8 protein-coding genes and 2 tRNA genes are annotated in these 21275 nt (G+C 42.6%); 5 read left to right on the top strand and 5 right to left on the bottom strand.

From position 1 onward, the window contains the following. The first annotated feature begins 109 nt into the window (after window positions 1–109). Complete coding sequence (locus LC508_RS26940; protein WP_103732097.1) at window positions 110–2089, top strand: oxidoreductase; 1980 nt, start codon at window positions 110–112, stop codon at window positions 2087–2089. A 111-nt stretch (window positions 2090–2200) separates the two neighbouring features. Here the strand turns inward: LC508_RS26940 and LC508_RS26935 are convergent, their stop codons facing one another. The 3 genes from LC508_RS26935 to LC508_RS26925 form a co-directional block, all read right to left on the bottom strand. Further along, window positions 2201–3073 (bottom strand): undecaprenyl-diphosphate phosphatase, encoded by an 873-nt coding sequence (locus LC508_RS26935; RefSeq protein WP_054352278.1) that lies wholly within the window; start codon window positions 3071–3073, stop codon window positions 2201–2203. Between the two features lie 110 nt (window positions 3074–3183). Continuing rightward, window positions 3184–6381 (bottom strand): carbamoyl-phosphate synthase large subunit, encoded by a 3198-nt coding sequence (carB, locus tag LC508_RS26930; RefSeq protein ID WP_033143131.1) that lies wholly within the window; start codon window positions 6379–6381, stop codon window positions 3184–3186. Continuing rightward, entirely contained in the window at window positions 6381–7454 is a 1074-nt protein-coding gene (locus tag LC508_RS26925; RefSeq protein WP_033143132.1) for a carbamoyl phosphate synthase small subunit, read from the bottom strand. Before LC508_RS26925 ends, carB begins: the two co-directional genes overlap by 1 nt. 430 nt (window positions 7455–7884) lie before the next feature. Here LC508_RS26925 and LC508_RS26920 point away from each other — a divergent pair. Together LC508_RS26920 and LC508_RS26915 are read left to right on the top strand one after the other, a co-directional pair. Next, a tRNA-Leu gene (locus LC508_RS26920) sits at window positions 7885–7968 on the top strand. A 147-nt stretch (window positions 7969–8115) separates the two neighbouring features. Continuing rightward, a tRNA-Leu gene (locus LC508_RS26915) sits at window positions 8116–8199 on the top strand. 59 nt (window positions 8200–8258) lie between these two features. Here LC508_RS26915 and LC508_RS26910 read toward each other — a convergent pair. Both LC508_RS26910 and LC508_RS26905 read right to left on the bottom strand, forming a co-directional pair. Further along, window positions 8259–10169: a GBS Bsp-like repeat-containing protein gene (locus tag LC508_RS26910; protein ID WP_118593810.1), complete on the bottom strand. Its 1911-nt coding sequence runs from the start codon at window positions 10167–10169 to the stop codon at window positions 8259–8261. Between the two features lie 191 nt (window positions 10170–10360). Continuing rightward, window positions 10361–19072, bottom strand: coding sequence for an Ig-like domain-containing protein (locus tag LC508_RS26905; RefSeq protein WP_118593811.1), 8712 nt, complete (start codon window positions 19070–19072; stop codon window positions 10361–10363). Between the two features lie 206 nt (window positions 19073–19278). Between LC508_RS26905 and LC508_RS28825 the strand changes: the two genes are divergently transcribed. Next, window positions 19279–20352 carry a DUF6077 domain-containing protein gene (locus tag LC508_RS28825; protein WP_225305273.1) on the top strand — a complete coding sequence of 358 codons (1074 nt, stop codon included), beginning with the start codon at window positions 19279–19281 and terminating at the stop codon, window positions 20350–20352. 36 nt (window positions 20353–20388) lie between these two features. Next, window positions 20389–21219 (top strand): hypothetical protein, encoded by an 831-nt coding sequence (locus LC508_RS26895; protein ID WP_033143072.1) that lies wholly within the window; start codon window positions 20389–20391, stop codon window positions 21217–21219. Window positions 21220–21275 lie beyond the last annotated feature (56 nt).

Below are 21275 nucleotides of genomic sequence, written 5' to 3'. Positions count from 1 at the left end.
TACACTTTACGGATTCCGGGATACTATTAAGACAGAGCATCCTAACTCTCTCCTGCCAGCCTCCCAGGCTTCGCGCTGGCGGGAGCCATGTGAAAGGAGTATATCCTTAATGAAAAAATCAGATTTTAAATACCCTCATCTGTTTGCCCCCATTCAGCTCGGCAACGTTCTTTTCCGTAACCGAATCTTCGCCTCCCCGACCGGTTACCAGAATCTGAATGGCGATGGCTATTTAAACGACGGCGCTGCAGCCTACTATGGCAGAAAAGCTATGGGAGGCGCTGCCAGCGTTGCCACCTTCGAGGGAATTGTAGACGGGGAGCTTGGACGAGGCGGGGCAACACACATTGCTCTCGACACTCCCAATATAGACCGGGGCATCTCCAGGATTGCCTACGGCATCAGCCAGTACGGCGCCGTAGCCACTTTGGAACTGCAGCATACCGGCATGTTCGCCAACCGTGACCTGTCCTTTTTCGGTGCGGAGGCCAAAGGCATAGCCTACGGCCCGGTGGAGTGTGAATGTGCGGGCAGAAAGATCCGCCCTATGACAGAGGAAATCATTGAACGCACCATCCAAAAATACATAGACGCTGCTCTTCTCGCAAAGAAATGCGGCTTCGGCATGGTTCTGGTACATGCCGGACACGGATGGATGCTGCACCAGTTCCTGTCCCCCATCACCAACACCAGAACGGACAAATGGGGCGGACCGGACATTGAAAACAGAAGCAGACTGCTGCTCTCCATCGTAGACGGTATTCACAAAGCCTGCGGGGCCGGTTTCCCCGTGGAAGTCCGCATAAGCGGCTCTGAATGCTATGATGGAGGCTATGACATAGAAAACGGCATTGCCATTGCCAGACAGCTTGACGGACATGCGAATCTGATCCATGTCTCCGCCGGCAATCATGAGGTGGAGGAAGTCTTCGCTGTCACCCATCCCAGTATGTTTCTGGAGGATGGATGCAATGTGCATCTGGCCGCAGAGATCAAAAAACACGTAAACACTCCGGTAGCCACCATCGGCGCGCTCTCAGACCCTGAGCTTATGGAAGACATCCTTGCTTCGGGAAAAGCCGATATTGTGGAACTGGGCAGAGAATTGCTGGCGGACCCGGATTTCCCCAATAAAATCCGTACCGGGCATGAGGACAAGGCAAGAAAATGCATGCGCTGTCTCTCCTGCTTTTCCAGCGAACTGACCAACGGGGAACCCTACTGTGCCATCAACCCGGAATCCGGCCGTGAACTGGAACTGCGCCATGCGCCTGTCTGTGCGCAGGTAAAGAAAAAAGTTCTGGTAGTGGGCGGAGGCGTGGGCGGCATGCAGGCAGCCCTTACCTGTTCCAAAATGGGACATAAAGTCATTCTCTGTGAAAAAAATGAGCGGCTGGGCGGTGTACTTCGCTGTGAAGAAAACGTCGCCTTTAAGAAAAACCTGGATTACTATTTAAACCAGCAGGCGAAATGTGTTGAGGAAGATAAAAATATAGAACTTCGCCTGCAGACGAAAGTGACGCCAGAATATGCGGAGGACTTAAACGCAGACGTCATCATCGCAGCCCTGGGTGCAAAAGCAGCCCGGCCGCAGGTACCAGGTATAGACAGTAACAACGTGTTGTCTGCCCAGGAGGCTTATCCTCTGGCAGACAAGCTGGGTCCCAAAGTGGTCATTTTGGGAGCCGGCCTGGTAGGAATTGAACTTGGACTGCATCTCATACGCTATGGAAAACAGGTCACGATCCTGGAGATGACAGACCACATGAGCGACGGAGGCAATTTTCTCCACATGCTCGGGCTGCATACAGAAATCAAAAAGCGCGGCCTTAAGATTTTCTTTCACACCCAGGCTGTACAGATCACAGACGAAGGGGTTGCCTGCCGGACACCGGAGGGCGACAGCTTTTACGAGGCAGACCAGGTTGTCTATGCCGCCGGTCAGAAGCCGCTGAGGGAGGAGACCACAGCTCTTGCCTGCTGCGCACCTGAATTTTACATGCTGGGGGACTGTGTTACCCCGCAGAATATCACGGCAGCTACATCTACTGCCTATATGACAGCCAGAAATATAGGCAGGGATTACTGACATATTGTTTCCCATTTCTCTATTGTCTGTAAAATAGCTTACCCCTATTTTACAGACAACAAAAGGGCATTGCAGCTGCAATGCCCTTTTAACACGTCTTCAGACTGCCCCTTAACCGGCAATCGTAAAATAGAGGAGCACAATAACGCCCAGTACGATCCGGTACCAGCCGAACACCTTGAAATCGTGCTTCTTGATATATCCCATAAGAAATTTAATAGCCAGAATGGAAACCACAAAGGAAACCACCATTCCCACAACCAGTATCATGAGCTCCGCCCCGGTAAAATGCAGGCCGAATTTGACCAGCTTCAAGAGACTTGCGCCAAACATGGTGGGTATTGCCAGGAAAAATGTATACTCCGCCGCCACGGTTCTGGAAGCCCCCAGTAGGATTCCGCCAATAATGGTAGCTCCCGAACGGGAAGTCCCCGGGATCACGGCCAGAAGCTGGAATACACCGATGAGAAGGGCCATCTTCCAGGATATCTCAGCAATGGAGTTTACCGCCGGCTCTCTTTTCTTGTTGTAGTCCTCAATGAGAATAAACAGCACACCATACACGATCAGCATGACAGCCACCACAAAATAATTATTGAACTTCTCCTCAATAAAATCATTAAAAGGAAGCGCCACGATGATAGCGGGCAGACAGGACACAACAATCTTAAACCACATGATCATTTTATCAATCTGGACAAAACGGCAGATAAAACCGGCTGCTTTCTCTATCTTTGTCACATTATGATGTTTTGGTCTTCTGTTGTGGAATGGCCAGAGATCTTTAAAATACAGCACCACCACTGCCATGATGGCGCCAAGCTGGATCACCACCATGAACATTTCCCAGAATTGTTTACTCACATCCAGCTTTACAAATTCCTCCACCAGTATCAGGTGGCCTGTGCTGCTGATGGGAAGCCATTCCGTGATGCCCTCCACAATTCCAAGAAAAATAACCTTCAGTAATTCAATAAAATCCATTACACCCTCCCTTATGTAAGAAACTGCACAGTCATGCGCAGACCTGACAAAATACTCAAGAAACCGCCGCAAAATTTCATACGGCGGTTGTCTCTCATTATGTCACAGTATTATATTGCTGCGATATCGATCAGCTCCAGCTTCTGGATATCTGTATTCTCCAGACTGGTCACAAGCGCCTCAGCCGTATCTAAGGCAGTCAGCACATTGACACCTGTCTCAATGGCATTCCGGCGGATAATAAACCCATCCTTTGCCTTTTCCACGCCCTGAGACGGTGTATCGATCACCAGATCGATCTTATGTCCGAGAATCAGGTCCATCAGATTAGGGGATGCCTGCTCAATCTTATTTGTGCGGACAGCCTTCACACCGTTCTCATTCAAGACTCTGGCAGTGCTTCTGGTTGCATAAATGCGGTATCCCAGTGCCTCAAAACGCCGGGCGATCGGTACGATATCCTGCTTATCCTCATCCCTCACGGTAATGATCATATTTTTGTACTTCGGCAGATTGATGCCTGCCCCTAAAAATGCCTTGTAGAGTGCCTCATTGAAAGACTCTGCAATGCCCAGGCACTCACCTGTGGATTTCATCTCCGGTCCCAGGCTGATGTCAGCCCCACGGATTTTTTCAAAGGAGAACACCGGCATCTTGATGGCAATATGCTTTGCCTCAGGCTGCAGGCCCGGCTCATATCCCAGTTCTCTTAACTTATATCCCAGGATCATCTTGGCTGCCAACGGTACGATAGGAATGCCAGTCACCTTGCTGATATACGGTACCGTACGGCTGGAACGGGGATTTACCTCGATCACATACACATCCTCGCCGCACACGATAAACTGTATATTGATCATACCGATAACATGCAGGGATTTTGCCAGTCTCCTGGTATACTCTTCAATGGTTTTCTTTGCTGTATCGCTGATGGTACGCGCGGGATATACGGAAATACTGTCGCCGGAGTGAATACCCGCACGCTCAATATGTTCCATAATACCGGGGATCAGAATGTCCTCACCGTCACAGATGGCATCCACCTCGATCTCCTTGCCCTGCAGATATTTATCTACCAGGATCGGATGTTCCTGGGCAATTCTGTTGATGATGCCGATATACTGGTCCACGTCCTCATCGTTTATGGCAATCTGCATGCCCTGTCCGCCAAGCACATAGGAAGGACGGACAAGCACAGGATATCCCAGTGTATTTGCCACACGGATCGCCTCGTCTGCCGTATATACTGTATGCCCCTGAGGTCTCGGAATATGACATTCCTCCAGAATCTTATCGAAAAGTTCCCGGTCCTCCGCAGCATCCACATCCTCCGCAGATGTTCCCAGAATTTTCACACCCATCTTCATCAGGGCTTCTGTGAGCTTGATAGCCGTCTGTCCGCCAAACTGCACGACAGCGCCGTCCGGTTTTTCTATATTTACCACATTCTCCACATCCTCCGGAGTCAGCGGTTCAAAATACAGCTTATCTGCAATGTCAAAGTCCGTACTTACAGTCTCCGGATTGTTGTTGATAATGATCGTCTCATAGCCCTCTTTTTTGAATGCCCAGGTACAGTGCACGGAACAGAAGTCAAACTCAATTCCCTGGCCGATACGGATAGGACCGGAACCCAGAACGAGAACTTTTTTCTTATCGGACTTCCCATCCGCCTCATTTTCCCCACCGTAAACAGAATAATAATACGGTGTGGCAGCTGCAAACTCAGCCGCGCAGGTATCTACCATTTTATAAGCGGCAGTGATGCCCCACTCCCGGCGCAGCTCTCTGATGTCCTCTTCCCTTTTACCGGTCAGGCGCGCGATCACATTGTCCGGGAATTCAATCCGCTTTGCCTCACGGAGCAATTCTTCCGTAAGTTCCTTTGAAGCCAGCGCCTGTTCCATCTCCACAAGGATTGCCAGCTTGTCAATGAACCACAGATCAATCTTCGTGACTGCATGGATCGTTTCATAGGAAATCCCTCTGCGGACAGCCTCAGCGATCCTCCAGATTCTCATATCGTCCACGATCTTCAGCTCTTCTGTCAGTTCCTCCTCGGTAAGCCCGGTAAAGTCATAAGACATAAGGCTGTCCACATGCTGTTCCAGAGACCGAATGGCCTTCATAAGAGCACCCTCAAAGTTATTGCAGATACTCATAACCTCACCGGTTGCCTTCATCTGTGTCGTCAGGGTTCTCTTTGCGCTGATGAATTTATCAAAGGGCAGACGCGGGATCTTCACAACACAGTAGTCCAGCATAGGCTCAAAGCTGGCATAAGTCTTGCCTGTGATGGCGTTCGGGATCTCATCCAGTGTATAGCCCAGGGCGATCTTGGCCGCAACCTTGGCAATGGGATATCCGGTAGCCTTGGAAGCCAGTGCAGAGGAACGTGATACACGGGGATTTACCTCAATGACGCAGTATTCAAAGCTGTCAGGATTCAGAGCGTACTGCACGTTACAGCCGCCGGTGATTCCCAGCTCTGTGATGATATTTAAAGCAGAGGTACGCAGCATCTGGTATTCCTTGTCGCCCAGCGTCTGGGAAGGTGCCACAACGATACTGTCACCTGTATGCACGCCGACCGGGTCAATATTTTCCATATTACATACGGTAATGCAGTTGCCCGCACCATCGCGCATAACCTCATACTCAATCTCTTTCCATCCTGCGATACAGCGCTCCACCAGCACCTCACCCACACGGGAGAGACGAAGGCCGTTTTCCAGGATTTCCACAAGCTGCGCCTCATCATAGGCAATACCGCCGCCGCTGCCGCCCAGAGTATAGGCAGGGCGCAGAACGACCGGGTAGCCGATCTTATTTGTAAAATCAATACCATCCTTCACGGTTTTTACAACCAGGGAAGCTGCCACCGGCTCACCGATCTTCTCCATGGTATCCTTAAATTCCTGACGGTCCTCCGCCTTCTTGATCGTCTCAGAGGTGGTACCGATCAGACGCACATTCTGTTCTTTTAAAAAGCCTCTCTCTTCCAGCTCCATAGCCAGATTCAGTCCGGCCTGTCCACCCAGAGTGGGCAGTACGCTGTCCGGTTTTTCCTTGATGATAAGCTGCTCTACCACTTCCACGGTCAGAGGCTCAATATATACCTTATCCGCGATATCCTTATCTGTCATAATGGTAGCGGGATTGGAGTTCAGGAGAACGACCTCAATTCCCTCTTCCTTCAGGGAGCGGCAGGCCTGCGTTCCCGCATAGTCAAACTCTGCTGCCTGACCGATGATGATCGGGCCTGAACCGATCACAAGCACTTTTTTAATATCCTGAATCTTCGGCATTATTCGCTCACCTCCATCATTTTCATAAATCTGTCAAACAGGTATCCGGAATCCTGTGGTCCCGGACAAGCCTCCGGATGGAACTGTACGGTAAAAATATTCTTTCCTATATATTTTAAACCCTCGTTTGTTTTGTCATTGACATTTTCAAATGCCGGTACAGCCACCTGAGGGTCCAGAGTGTCCGTATCTACCATATATCCATGGTTCTGTGATGAAATATATACCCTTCCGGTTTCCAGGTCCTTTACGGGGTGATTTCCGCCTCTGTGGCCGTATTTCATCTTCCTGGTATCCGCGCCCGTTGCAAGTGCCATGAGCTGATGTCCGAGACAGATCGCGAAAACCGGTACCTGGGAATCATAAAGCTTTTTGATTTCTTCTATTATAGACGTACACTCTTTCGGATCACCAGGACCGTTGGAGAGCATAATGCCGTCAGGATCATCTCCCAGAATCTCCTCTGCTTTTGTAAATGCCGGATATATGGTAACCTGGCATCCGCGCTTGTTCAGGGAACGGGCAATATTATCTTTTGCCCCAAAGTCCATAAGAGCCACCTTAGGTCCGCTGCCCTTCAGCACTTTCTTCTCCTCACATGTCACACGCTCCACGACCCTGCCGGTGGTATAAGCTTTTAATTTTGGAAGAACCTCCTCCAGTTTATAGTCTGCATTGGTAGTGATCATGCCGTTCATGGTTCCTTTTTCCCTCAAGATCTTGGTAAGGGCCCTTGTATCAATCCCTGCGATCCCGGGGATATCATATCTCTTCAGAAAATTCTGTATGGTGTCTTCACAGCGGAAGTTGCTTGGAATACGGGATAATTCCCTGACAATGTAGCCATCCGGCCACGGTCTTAAAGATTCCTGGTCCTCATGGCAAATGCCATAATTACCAATCAAAGGATATGTCATGCAGACTGCCTGTCCGGCGTAAGAAGGATCTGTAAGAACTTCAAGATAACCTGTCATCGAGGTATTAAAGACGATTTCGCTGATAATTTCTTTCTTCGACCCTATGCTGGTCCCGGTAAAGACGGTGCCGTCTTCCAGTATTAAAAATGCTTTCATGCTTTCACCTGTCTTCCTTTCTATAGCGTACTGTTAATGGTTCCCCAAATTTTCCCCAAATTGTAAAAAGTGTATCACAACATCTGGTGTTTTTCAACCTTTTTTTCTTGTTTTTTCGCGGTTGTATTTTAAAAAATTCGACAGCCCGAAAACCGGATAATAATAAACAGGAATTTCGGAGCAGAAATGCGGTTTATGTATTTGGCATTTCCTTATTATGATGGGAATATATACTGATTTTATTCTGGGGTGTTTTTGTCATTTTATAAGGAAAGAACAAGGCCGGAAAACGCGGAAAAACCTTCGGAATATGTCGGGAAATAGAATTGCGTTAATTTTTTTAAAAACTTTGAAAATTAGTGTTGACATTTCCTGTAAAATCGTGTAATATATGTCTTGTGCTTGAGAGAGCACGAACTTAATAGAAGATGCAGGAGTGGCGGAATTGGCAGACGCGCAGGCTTCAGGTGCCTGTGGTAGCAATATCGTGTGGGTTCAAGTCCCATCTCCTGCATCCTTTTTTGTTTTTGACAATACTTTCTGGCGGTGACTGCGGTTGCCGGCAGATTTTTTATTTTTTCTTAAAAAAGGTATTGACTTTCTTGTTTGAATCGTGTATTATATCACTTGTGTTCGAGAGAACACCAACTGAATAGAAGATGCAGGAGTGGCGGAATTGGCAGACGCGCAGGCTTCAGGTGCCTGTGGTAGCAATATCGTGTGGGTTCAAGTCCCATCTCCTGCATCCTTTTTTATTTAAATATTAAAATTTATCCCAGGTGGCTGTTTGCACCTGGGATTTTATTATCTCGTTATCTCTCCTGCTGCTTCTGCAAGCAGATGCGGTTCCCCTTCTGTATCTAATGTATAGATATGAATATTATACTCTGATACCTTGTAAGCAAAATCCGCTGCCCATACTTTCGTAATATAAGAACCGTCTGCCTGTAATTCCGCTTCATACCATTTTAAGTCACTTTGGTCTTCTTCCGCCCATACCGCGCAGCGCAGCGCCTGAACATCTGTGTCTGCCGGCAGATTTTTCACCATGACTTCATATTTTCCGGTTCTGAAATCGTATGGTGTCACTTCTATCTCTGCAGGTATGATTTCCGTCTCTTCAGATGAATCCTCTTCTGCTTCGGCCGTCAGCTCTTCTTCCGGCTCCGGTACTACAATATCTTTCGTAAGCTTTTCCATTAATTTTGACTTTTTGTCCAGCTCAATGTCTATTGTGTTTTTATCGTATTTTTCCATCAAGGTTGCCTCTGATGAAAATAGATTGGTTCCCAGACCTAATCGGTTGCCCTCTATCTCCACGCCCAGACTTGCCAGTGTAGTCGGGAAATTATCAAAAGTAGAATATTGTCTGTAAGTATCATTCTTCGTATCTGCAGCAGAATTTATGTAGGTAGTGTAGACTTTTCTGTCATAACTATTATCCACATCTTCACAAAAGTCACTGTCCATAGTGGGATGATCTCCGGAAATAACTATTGTTGTATTTTCATAAAAATCCTGCTCCTGTATCCAATTCACAAAATCAGTCACACGTTTACTGGAACATGCCATAACATTTGCATATTGATTATCCCCAAAAGTATCCTGACAATCTTCACACAAATAGCCATCTTCAAAGTGGGTATCTACTGTTAAAATAGTCATATTAAAAGGTTCATCGGAAGCGCCGGCTTCCAACAGGTGCTGCTTTGCGAAATCAAACAATTTACTGTCTTCGTATCCCCAGAAAACATGATAATCCTCCGGTATCTGACCATTGTCTTTGCTGTAGTAATAATCATAAATATCATACATTCCATGCTGTGTATAAAACAACTTTCTGCCGCCAAAATTTGCATCCGATCCCAAAACCAGGCTCTGCGTATATCCCGCATCCTTTAAAATATCTCCAATTGTAGTCAGACCTGGCAGAAATGAATCCTGCTCATTCATGGAATTACCTTCAATAGGAATCAAAAGGGGAAGTCCCGAACTCTGCGCAAACATGGCTGCAACCGTCCATCCCGTGCCATTTAGGGAAATACCGCCGTTTAATGTTTTATGATCACCGGAAAAATTCTCATTCTTATTTGAAAGTTCCGTCAGTTCCGGAATAACATTTTTCTCAAATGCGCCGCCATGGTTTTCGTCTGCATAAGTATTTTCCATAGATTCCAAATAGATATATACTAAATTTCTCTTCTGTTCCGGAAAAGTAATATTGACTGATTTTGGATCTATATAGTTATCATCAATAAATGTGGAATATGTATTTTTATTGCTGGCATAGGCCTTAATATCCAATCTGCTCCACATGTGATTTATAGAAGTACCGGCAGCTATGACGGATACAACCGCAGATGCTAAAAGTATCAGCCCCCTTTTTTTCTTCACAAATTTATATATAATGCCTATCAGCATAGTGATGCCTATAGATACAAGAATACATGATAATATGTAGCTGATAATGATGCCATGATCTGTTCCCTGTATAGGCGATTGTATATGAAACATCAGCTCATTCATCGTAAGACCTGTCCATGTCCTGAACATCCAGGATATACTGGTAGCTATCAGCAGGGAAATAAAAGCGGCCAGAAATCCTATTGCAATTACTATGATCCTTATTATTTTCTTATGTACAGTAAACTTTATTTTTTCATTCTCCGGGGAATCCTGTTTTAATTCTTCTTTTGCTTCATCTTTTGTGTCCATACTGCGCTCCAACATTTACATATATATTTTTTCGGCTGCTCACCATTGCCAAACCTTCTTTATACAAGATAACATACTCTGCCAAGTGATTGCAATATAATTATTAAGGAATCTTTAGACAACTATTGCGAAAAGGAATCAGGCTGCAGAACAGTTCTCTGCAGCCTGATTCCTCAAATCGTTAAACTATTTCATTGTGCTGTTTCTTCTGTATTATCTGTCGAAGCAGATACTGTAATTTTACAACTACATTTCTTTCCACTGGAAGTTTTCGCTTCAACACTCGCTTCTCCCTCTTTTACTGCGGTTATAACACCATCCGACGATACACGCACTATACTGTCATCGGAACTGCTCCAGGTAATACTATCCGTTGTATTGGCCGGGAGAACAGTAATACCAGCCTTTATCGATTGGCCGGAAGTCAAATTCATCTCTCCACTGTCAAACTGAATAGAGGCAGCCTTTATTTCTTTTACAGTCACTTTGCAGGTTGCTGTTTTTCCGCTGCTGGTTTTCACTGTAATCGAAGCTGTTCCTGCACTGATACCTTTTACCACTCCGCTGCCCGATACAGTTGCCACTTTTGTATTGGAACTGCTCCATTTCAGGGTATCCGTAGAATTTCCCGGAGTCAAAGTTCCTTTCAGTGTATATGTCTTTCCTTTATAAACACTGATTGATGTTTTGCTGAGAGCTACTTTTGTGGATGGAATTTTCACTGTCACTTTACATGTGGCGGTTTTTCCGCTGGTAGTCTTCACTGTAATAGTCGCTGTTCCCTTTTCCACTGCAGTTACCACGCCTGTTGAGGAAACTTTGGCTACCTTTGTATTAGAACTGCTCCATTTCAGGGTATCTGTAGTATTACTGGGCGACATGGTTCCTTTTAACGTATAAGTCTTTCCTTTATTGATTGAAATGGAAGTCTTACTCATGGTTACTTTAGTGGACGGTACTTTTACCGTAACTTTACAGGTGGCTGTCTTTCCGCTGGTAGTCTTTACCGTGATCGTAGCACTTCCTTTTACCACAGCTGTAACTACACCTGTTGAGGATACCTTGGCTATCTTGGTATTGGAACTGCTCCATTTCAATGTATCCGTTGTATTACTGGGTGACATAGTCCCTTTCAGGGTATAGGTTTTTCCCACATTGATCGACACGGAAGTTTTGCTCATGGTCACTTTAGTGGACGGTACTTTTACCGTAACTTTACAGGTAGCTGTCTTTCCGCTGGTAGTCTTTACCGTGATCGTAGCACTTCCTTTTGCCACAGCTGTGACTACACCTGTTGAGGATACCTTGGCTATCTTGGTATTGGAACTGCTCCATTTCAATGTATCCGTTGTATTACTGGGTGACATAGTCCCTTTCAGGGTATAGGTTTTTCCCACATTGATCGACACGGAAGTCTTGCTCATGGTCACTTTAGTGGACGGTACTTTTACCGTAACTTTACAAGTAGCTGTCTTTCCGCTGGTGGTCTTTACCGTGATCGTAGCACTTCCTTTTGCCACGGCTGTGACTACACCTGTTGAGGATACCTTGGCTATCTTGGTATTGGAACTGCTCCACTTCAAAGTATCCGTTGTATTACTGGGTGACATAGTCCCTTTCAGGGTATAGGTTTTTCCCACATTGATCGACACGGAAGTTTTGCTCATGGTCACTTTGGTGGACGGTACTTTTACCGTAACTTTACAGGTAGCTGTCTTTCCGCTGGTGGTCTTTACCGTGATCGTAGCACTTCCTTTTGCCACGGCTGTGACTACACCTGTTGAAGATACTTTTGCAATCTTAGTATCAGAACTGCTCCACTTCAAAGTATCCGTTGTATTGCTTGGTGACATGGTTCCTTTTAAAGTATAGGTTTTTCCAACATTAACGGAAATGGAAGTCTTACTCATAGTTACTTTGGTAGATGGAATTTTTACTGTCACTTTGCAGGTAGCTGTTTTTCCGCTGATAGTCTTCACTGTAATCACAGCGCTTCCCTTTTCCACTCCGGTCACCACACCCGAAGAGGATACTTTCGCCACTTTTGTATTTGAACTGCTCCATTTCAGACTGTCTGTACTGTCACTTGGTGACATAGTGCCTTTCAGGGTATATGTTTTTCCCTTATTTAAAGAAACCGAAGTTTTACTTAAAGACACTTTTGTGGAAGGTACTTTTACTGTCACTTTACAGGAAGCTGTTTTTCCACTTCCTGTCTTTACAGTTATCGTTGCTGAACCTCTGGCAACTCCGGTCACAACACCGGAAGTGGAAACTTTTGCCACTTTACTGTTTGAACTGCTCCACTGCAGACTGTCATTTGCACCTGACGGTGACATAGTGGCTTTCAGTGTATATGTTTTTCCTTTGTTCACAGTCACTGACGTCTTGGACAGTGTCACCTTTGTTGCTGCTATTTTCACTGTCACTTTACAGGCAGCCGTTTTTCCACTGGTTGTCTTTGCAGTGATTGTGGCAGTTCCCTTTGCTACTCCGGTCACAACGCCTTTAGATGATACTTTTGCCACTTTTGTATTTGATGAAGTCCATGTTACAGAATCTGTACTGTTGGACGGCGTCAAATCAGGTACCAGAGTATACGTTTTCCCAGTATAAACTGTCGCAGAAGTTTTGTTTAAAGTTATTTTTTCTGCAGGAGATTTCACACTCACTTTGCAGATTGCTGATATACCTCCTGCACTCGCTGTAATTGTGCAGGTTCCGGGCCCCTTAGATGTCACTTTTCCGTTGGACACCTGCGCAACTTTTTCATTGCTTGTTGTCCAGATGACGGTTTTATTCGTTGCATTTTCCGGTGTCACAGATGCTGTCAGCTGTTTTGTTTCATTTAGTTTTGCAAAATTCAGCTGAGCAGCATTTAACTTAACCTCTTTAACCGGTACCAGAATTGTTTTCGGAAGGAATTCCACGGATGCTGTCTGTTCACCGGTAAGCAATGGGTATGACGTAATAATTAAATAATAACTTTTTCCCTTTGTCAGTGATTCTTCCATAGCAAACGCTTTTCCTATATTATTCTGGGTGTCAATCAGTTTCTGCCCTTCTTCATCTACTAACTTAATCTCCACATTCCAGACAGGCTCCAATGTGTTCATATTGATTTTGTAGGCTCCATCCATACTTGGAGTTATTTTATATACCTGTTTCCACCTTGATGCATTTCGTTTAAATTGACTTTTAGCCCCATCTCCCAAATCTATCAGATTTTTCGACTTGGAAATAGCTGTAATTGGAAGTGTTTGTGTGATTTTTTTACCGCAGTAATCAATCCACGTCTTACATTTTCCTGACTTTTCTATTCCGGCCTGCTGTTCTAATCCTACCTGAATTATACTCCTATTCATATAAGGATTATAAACTTCTGTCCAGGAATTTCCATCTGTATCTGTTATTTTAAGCTTTGAACCATAGTAATAGGCCTCAATTGTATCCTGGTTGATATATTCGCCCTGGAATAATTCTTCCTGTCCCTTATTGAGTACTTCAATTTTTTCAAGCCCTGATACTCCGACCGCGTTTAAAGAATTACCAGCCTTTCCATTGACACTCAATCGATAGGTTGTGTTTGGTTCCAGCTTAACAATTGCAGGTACATCCTTGCTCGCATAAACCGGCATCAAATGACTAGTGTTGATATAGCCTTTGGAATAAAACTGTAGTCTCACACTTTCTTCTGAGTCTGTAAAAAACCTGTAATAAGGCTTATCAGATGTCCTGAATTTGAAGTAAACCCAGCTCTGTTCCAAGCTCTGTGATTCCCCTATTTTAAATTCTTTCATTTCATATTCTTCTTCAGGAATCACATTAAGTGTACAGTTTATCATTTTATCTAAAAACTTCAGCACGATTGGCTGTTTTCCTATAACTCTCGTTCCCTTCAGGGAAATCAACTCAAGAGAACCACCAGTTTCCAATACCTCACCATAATTTAAAGTATCCTTTGAACCATCTTCATAGATGATTACTGCATCCTCTTCCAGGCTATATAAACTGGAACCTTCCATTACTGTAACTGTATTGTTTTTCACCTGTATATCCGCAACTGATTTCTGTGGAAAGATGTAAAACTTTTGGTTCGCCATCGTGAAGTCTACATTAAAGAAATACCACTTTCCTTTTTCCAGCCGCATAAGCTTCTGAAATCCCATCTGCTGTGTATAAACTATGTCAGCTTCGTGTCCGGATTCATCTTTTACGGCAGTATATACATCAGAAACATACCAATAGACGCCATCCTTTTGAGGCATAAATTTATACAGCTTACGTCCTCTGCCTTCAGAAGTTTGTATCTCATTTTCCTTAACTTCCTGTGAAATGTCTTTTGAAGGCAAAACTTTTATGTCAAAAGATGCCGATACGTCTCTCCAGCTCACTACCCCTTTATAGTCTCCAGGTCCTGTATTATACAGTAAACCGTCTATATCCGGGTAATCAACTGAAAATCCTTCAAAGGCAAGGTCCTCCAGTGCTATATCTCTGTCTGTACCGTCCGAATAAGAAGCATGAATTACCAGGCCCTTATTTTCCACATCATAATCCCAATCTGCCGCATAAACTGTCTTGTCAGGTTTTTTCTTAATTTCTATCTTGCTGACTTCCTTTACCTTCTCAACAGTAATTTCTACACGCTTGGTTTCAGGAGCAATATAATGACTCAGATAATATGTGGTTCCCTTTTTTAATTCTGTCTGGATGGTACCATCCGCACTCGTAAAACGGGAGGTCTGTGAAATCATATCATAATTCACGCAATATTTATAAATTCCGTCTTCCTCAGGCGTAAATTTGTAATAGATCACTTGGCGGTTTACATCTAAGGTGTTTTTTCCCAACTTGACTATATCAAGTGGTGCGTTTTCTATAGTACACAGATTCAGTGTTCCGCTTATACTGTGGTCAAGATACGAAGCTGTAACTTTATTATCTTCCCTGCCATTTTGTCTGACTGATATGGTCATGGCCGCTCCGTATTTTCCTTTTTGACCGCTTTTCAGTATTTCTTTTTCTCCGCTTTCATATTCAACATCAACCGCAATCGCATATTCATCGCTCCCTGGTCCCCAGTCATCATACAAATAATAATCTTTTATGGAGGATTTATCAAATTGCATATTTACAATCTTATCGGATACACTGGAAACCTTTAATTCCAAACTGCATTTATAGTCCGCTGTCAAACTAATGAGATATTCTTTTCCCTCCACCAGATCAACCGCTACACCATGATCGAGCCAATCATTTTTCTCTATAATACATTCTCCGGAATCATCCCATATCTGTATGCTCTCATCATGATATGCATTTTTTACAGAAAACACATATTGAGATGTCTGAGACGGAATAAATCGGACAGTCTTTCTGGCTTCATCCATTAAGAATGGTATTACATTGGTTTCATCTTCCTCCAGCAGAGGCAATTCCCCTGTATCCGCTGGAACACATTCAATATTAAATGTAGTTTCTGCTCCTTTATAAGAAATTTTCACAGGGTAAGTACCCACTTTTTCCAAAGGTAACCCTACAGTCTGAAAATCTATGGAAACACCTGAACTATAATCATAAAGCTTCTCCCTGGTACCATCATCATATATAGCTTTTAAATAAAGCTCATCAAAATTAACATTATCCAGATACTGGCGATATACAGTCTGCATGTTTGAGGTATCTGCCTGAAAGCCGACCACTGTCTTTTCTTTTTCAATCATTATCGCTTGGTCAGTGCCTGAATTGTGGCTGTATTGTATCACAAAATAATACGTCTTATCCTTATCCATTGATTCTATAAGTACATCACTGCCGTAAGAATCGCCGCAATAGTATTCATATTCCGAATCATATACTGTTATATTGCCGGCCTCCCGGAACATCAGACGGTAGTCTCCTGTTTCTTTCGGTACAAACCGTAATACCTGATCCCCTTTCAGGAACAGATATTCCCCTTCTTTCAAGTAGTCAAGACCCTCCAGGGAAAGTATCGAAATTGTCACATTCATACTGGCCTTCCCCAGTCTGTATACCGTCTGGTAATCTCCCACCGGGAGATTACCCTTTTCATCTTTTAGATTCCACTGATCAAATGGACTTTCTTCAGATAGATTCATACCATATTTCGTTGTATCATATCTGGAAAGGATCTCTTTCTCACCATTTTCATAAATCACTTCATATCTGAGTTCATAATCTTCCAGACTTTTCTGTAAACCGTAATAATACTCAGTACATGGAGGTTTTTTTAACTGTAAAGCTTTGATTTCCGGAATTTTACCAATCGTTATTTTATAATTGCTCTCTTTCCGAAATTCAACTGCCAATATATAAGTTTTGCCGCCTTTAAACTCCAGCAAACCGTTATCTGCCCACATGGAATTCAATGCTCCGGCATCTTTCTCCTTCCAGAACACATACCTTGCCTCATCCATTTTTATATAATAGTCTTTCGTTTCTGGTGCAGTAAAACTGAAATACTGAAATCCAATCCCCATTTTTCCTTCTATGGTGTTTCCCGCTTCCAGGTTGATGGGATCTATTTCAGAAAGAGATTTTATAGTAATCTGTACCTCTTTTACAATAGTACCTATCTGTATTTCTGCTTTATAAATACCCGGCTTTGTCACCTCACCATTGACATCTTTTAATCCCTGATATATTACCTGTGTTCCATATTTATCCTGATTATTCTCATCCTTTTTGTAATTTATATATGTAGTTTCTCCGTCCCTGTAGTTAAGCTGCAGCTTCATTCCATCTAAAATTATTTCTCCGTCCGTCAATCCCAATATATATGAGGTTTCTACCGGTTCAGAAACAATAGTAACGCTTTCCAGATCAGGAATTCTTTCCACGCTGGCGATAAAGCTTACATCCTCCTCATACATTTTGCTTATTTCCAGATAGCAGGCTGTTCCCCCGCTTAATGCCAGATTAATCTGTTCGCCATCGTAATACTCGTAACCACCCGTTTCCTGATTATATTTACGGCAGTTCACAGGGTTCTGAAATCTCAGTCCGTAAACGCCGTCTTCTTCCGGTACAAATTGCACATAAGTATTTCCTGCCGCTTCATAGAAAAACTCCTGATCAGTATCTGTCAAAACAGGGACATTTTCACTGCTGATCTCTTCTACCACTATTTCCAGGCTTACACTTTGTTCCTGAACGGACAATACCATTTCATAGGTACCTGCTTCGCTTGTCCACTCACCCTCACTGCCATCCTTAAGAATCTTTACTCTGAGATAATTACCGTATGAGTCTTTCCAGTCTCCATTCTCTCCAATTTCATCCCATGACATGGTATAGGTACTTCCATCTTCATAGGTCAGTTCCAATTCCAGGTCATTCAGATAATAATTATAATCTAAATTTTTAATGTATTTCTTCTTGACTGGCTCCTGGAGCATGGTAAGTGCTGTTACCTGTGGTACTGATTGTACGATTCCGGCATATTCTCTTAAATTATCGCTTTGAAAACAAACATAATATGTTTTACCGGCATCCATAGGTGCCGACATATCCATAGCATAGTCAGCATCTATCTGTTCAAAATTTTCATCCAATATATAGATATAGGTCCACTCTGAAACGCTTATATTATATTGCCCACTCTTGCTTGGAATTACTTTTTTCCACTCTCTTTTCTCCTTTGACATACCTATGGAAAAATAATTTGCTTCTGTTATCTGAGGAATATTCTCAAGAGGCAGTACCTGGATTTTAACAGGCTCATCCGCCTCCACCTCATCAACGCCTACATACACATCATAAATTCCCGGCTTAGAGATGATTTCATCCCAATCTGACTCGTTCTGCCAATAATAATTTCCATACTTGTCCTCATCTATGTAATTTCCATCCTCATCATAGCCCAGGAACGTGGTATCACCATTATCATATGTGACTCTCAATCCAATTCCTTCTGACGAGAAATAAAACTGGCGGTCCAGCTCCTGAACATAAGAGGTACTATATGGCTGATGGATAATCTCAACCTTTTCAACCCCAGCTGTCTTTTGTAAAGAAGCCTTGTAAAAATTGTCCTCAGAATAATCATAGTCTCTGCAGAAACAGACATAGGATTCACCGGCCTCTAATTTCCACCTGGATACTGCCCCCCAATACTCTCCCACATATGTACCATCAGACTTATACATTTCCAGACGCGTATTATCAAAATTCCGCTTCAATGCATATGTACCTGTTTCCGAAGGCTTTATTACTGCCCATGTACACCAGTTTCCGGAAGTATCTTTTTCAAACTTCAGTACTGTATCCTCTTCATCTAATACAGGTACCGTTTCAAACACGTCCTGCGTCTTTATGGGAACTTTTACCTCGGCATCGCCCAGATGCAGTATTATCTCATATTCTCCCGGCGTTTCCAGCCATCTGCTGTCTTTCTCCAAATACAGTATGTTTCCATAACTGTCCTGAGGACTCTCTGTATAATCAGCAGTTATAGTTTCTGTATGTCCATTACTATAAGATGCCAGAAGTTCAATACCATATATAGAGACATATGGTTCAATCTCCTCGAATCCACAGTAATAACTGGTTCTGTATGGCATGGATATGATCTCCAGAGACTCCACTGTTACCTGTTCATTTTCCAGCGTTGTCACACGGTTATCATCTATGCTGCCAGTTTCCGCATTCCCTTCTGCATCTTCTGACAACACATCGTTTCTCTTCTCCTGATCACTATCCTCCGATTCATCGGATTTTTCCTTACTCTCATTGCTTAATGCTGATAAATCTGTCTCCTCCTGCTGTACTTCATTTTCCTGTACATTCTGACCGCTGGCCCATACATCCGTTGGTATGTAAGTCAATATCATCAGGACGGTCAACATCCAGGCCATAACTCTTTGAAATCTTTTCCTCATCTTTCTTTTCTCCTTTCTCTCCCCTCAAAATGCATTTAATGCATAATTTTTATTATCCTCCCTTCGTTTAGAATCCTCTTACATAACTATTAAATATTAATATTAATTATACCACTGGGGGTTGACAGGTACAAGCGATTGAAAAGTATTTTAATATTATCCGTTTTCAAATATCAATTATTATGATAAAATAAAACAAAACTTTAATGAGGTACTGTATCTTGAATATTATAATAATTGGTTTGATTTTTCTATTTCAAATATTAGTCTTTTTATGTTTTGGTTCTCTTTTTGTGCATTTTTTCAAACAGACACACAACTCCATTTTCTTTTCTTTATCCTGTGGATTTTTTATTAACTTTGCCCTGTTTGAACTTTTTGCTCTTCCCTGTACACTATTACGTCTTCCATTGACTTTTTTAGCAGTTATCTGGATGGCTTTCTCCTGCATTATTGTTTTACTGGCCATATACTTCTGCCGCAGGGATTGGAAAAGCGCAATCATGTGCTCTCCCAAATTTTTCCGAGAAAGCACATGGACGCTACTTATATTATTTGCAAGTATACTGATTCAGATGCTGATTGTTTTCACTCATATGGACAACAGTGCGGATGCCAGTTATTATGTTGGAAAAGCAGCAACTGACGTTTATAAAAACAGCCTCGGTTTATTCAATCCTTATACCGGAGCGGAACTGTCACGCTTTAATGTCCGTTACCTGTTTTCCTGTTTTCCTGATTATAATGCGGTCATATCCAAGTTTTTCAATCTGCACGCACTAAAACAGGCCAAAGTCATAATGCCTCAGATAATAATCCTTGTCACTAATATTCTTTACTACCAGGTAGGTATGATACTGACCGAAAATAATCGCAAAAAATCAGCACTTTTTGTGTTCTGGATTTTCCTTATCAACCTTTACAGCAACACAATTTATACTTCTGCAAATTTTTTGCTTTTAAGAACCTATGAAGGAAAGGCTGTCCTTGCCAATACGATCATTACAGGAATTATCCTGTGCTGTCTGCAGATATACAGAGGAAAAAGTCCTTTGTTTTATAAATTCCTGCTTTTCTTTATCACACTGAGCAGTGTAACTTTCAGCTCTTCTTCCATGCTGATCGTACCACTGGCAGTCAGCGCAGGTTTTCTAACTGTCATATTTATAAAAAAGCAATACCGAAGTCTTGGGTGGTATATCTTATATACTCTTCCAAATTTGATGACAGGATTTATTTATCTGCTTTATACGAAAGGTATACTTTCATTTTCGATTTAGCATTTTAATCATTACACAAATTAAGGAGTTTAGAACATGGGTGATGTAAATATAGATGAGCTCGGCCTTAGTTTTGTCAAGGTCTGTTTAAATAATTACTGGGGCAATATCTGTTTTTTCGGTTTTTTTGCTGCCTGTATTTTATGGTTTTTCTGTCGAAAAAAACACAGTACAAATCTATTTTTGATTTATACCGCGTTTCTGTTTTTGACTATTTATAATCCTATTTTTGTTAAATATATTTTCAGCAAACTTGGTTCTGATGAAGTTTATTATAGATTCTTCTGGTTACTTCCTGTAAGTATTCTGCTTGGATATTGTTGTGTAAATATTATAGATTATAGTAAAACAAAATTTGGTACGTATGCCTTATCATTTGTATTAACGATACTAATAATATTAACAGGAAGTCCTGTGAAAAACATCTTTACAGATATATCCATGCCTGATAATCTTTTCAAGGTTCCTGACAGCCTTTTAGAAATATGTAATATCATACACCGAGATTCCGAAGACGAAAATCCTAAAATAGTTGCACCTGATACAACTATTCATATGTTAATTAGACAGTATGATCCATCTTTACTACTTACCATTGATCGGAATACTCTCCTTTATAGATTAGGAAATCCAAACTTTGTTTTCGACGAAAATACTCCTAGCTATCAAGTGCAAGATGCTATCATGGAAGTGGTTTATTACAATGATATTTCCCAAAAAAATAAATTTATAAATGCAATAGAAAAAACCAAAACTAATTACATCATTTTATATGATACTTCACCTATTTGTGATTTTTTACAGGAAAATTCTTTTGAAAATATAGGTATAACTGATGGATATGTAATTTATAGAACTCCTGTATAAAATAAAATTCAGGGCCGTCACTACCCTGAATTTTATAACTCATAATATAATTTTTA

This window comes from Blautia parvula (genome assembly GCF_020215665.1).
Lineage (GTDB): Bacteria > Bacillota > Clostridia > Lachnospirales > Lachnospiraceae > Blautia > Blautia celeris.
The sequence above is the reverse complement of the archived record's forward strand: the minus strand, read 5'-3'. Positions and strand labels throughout refer to the sequence as shown.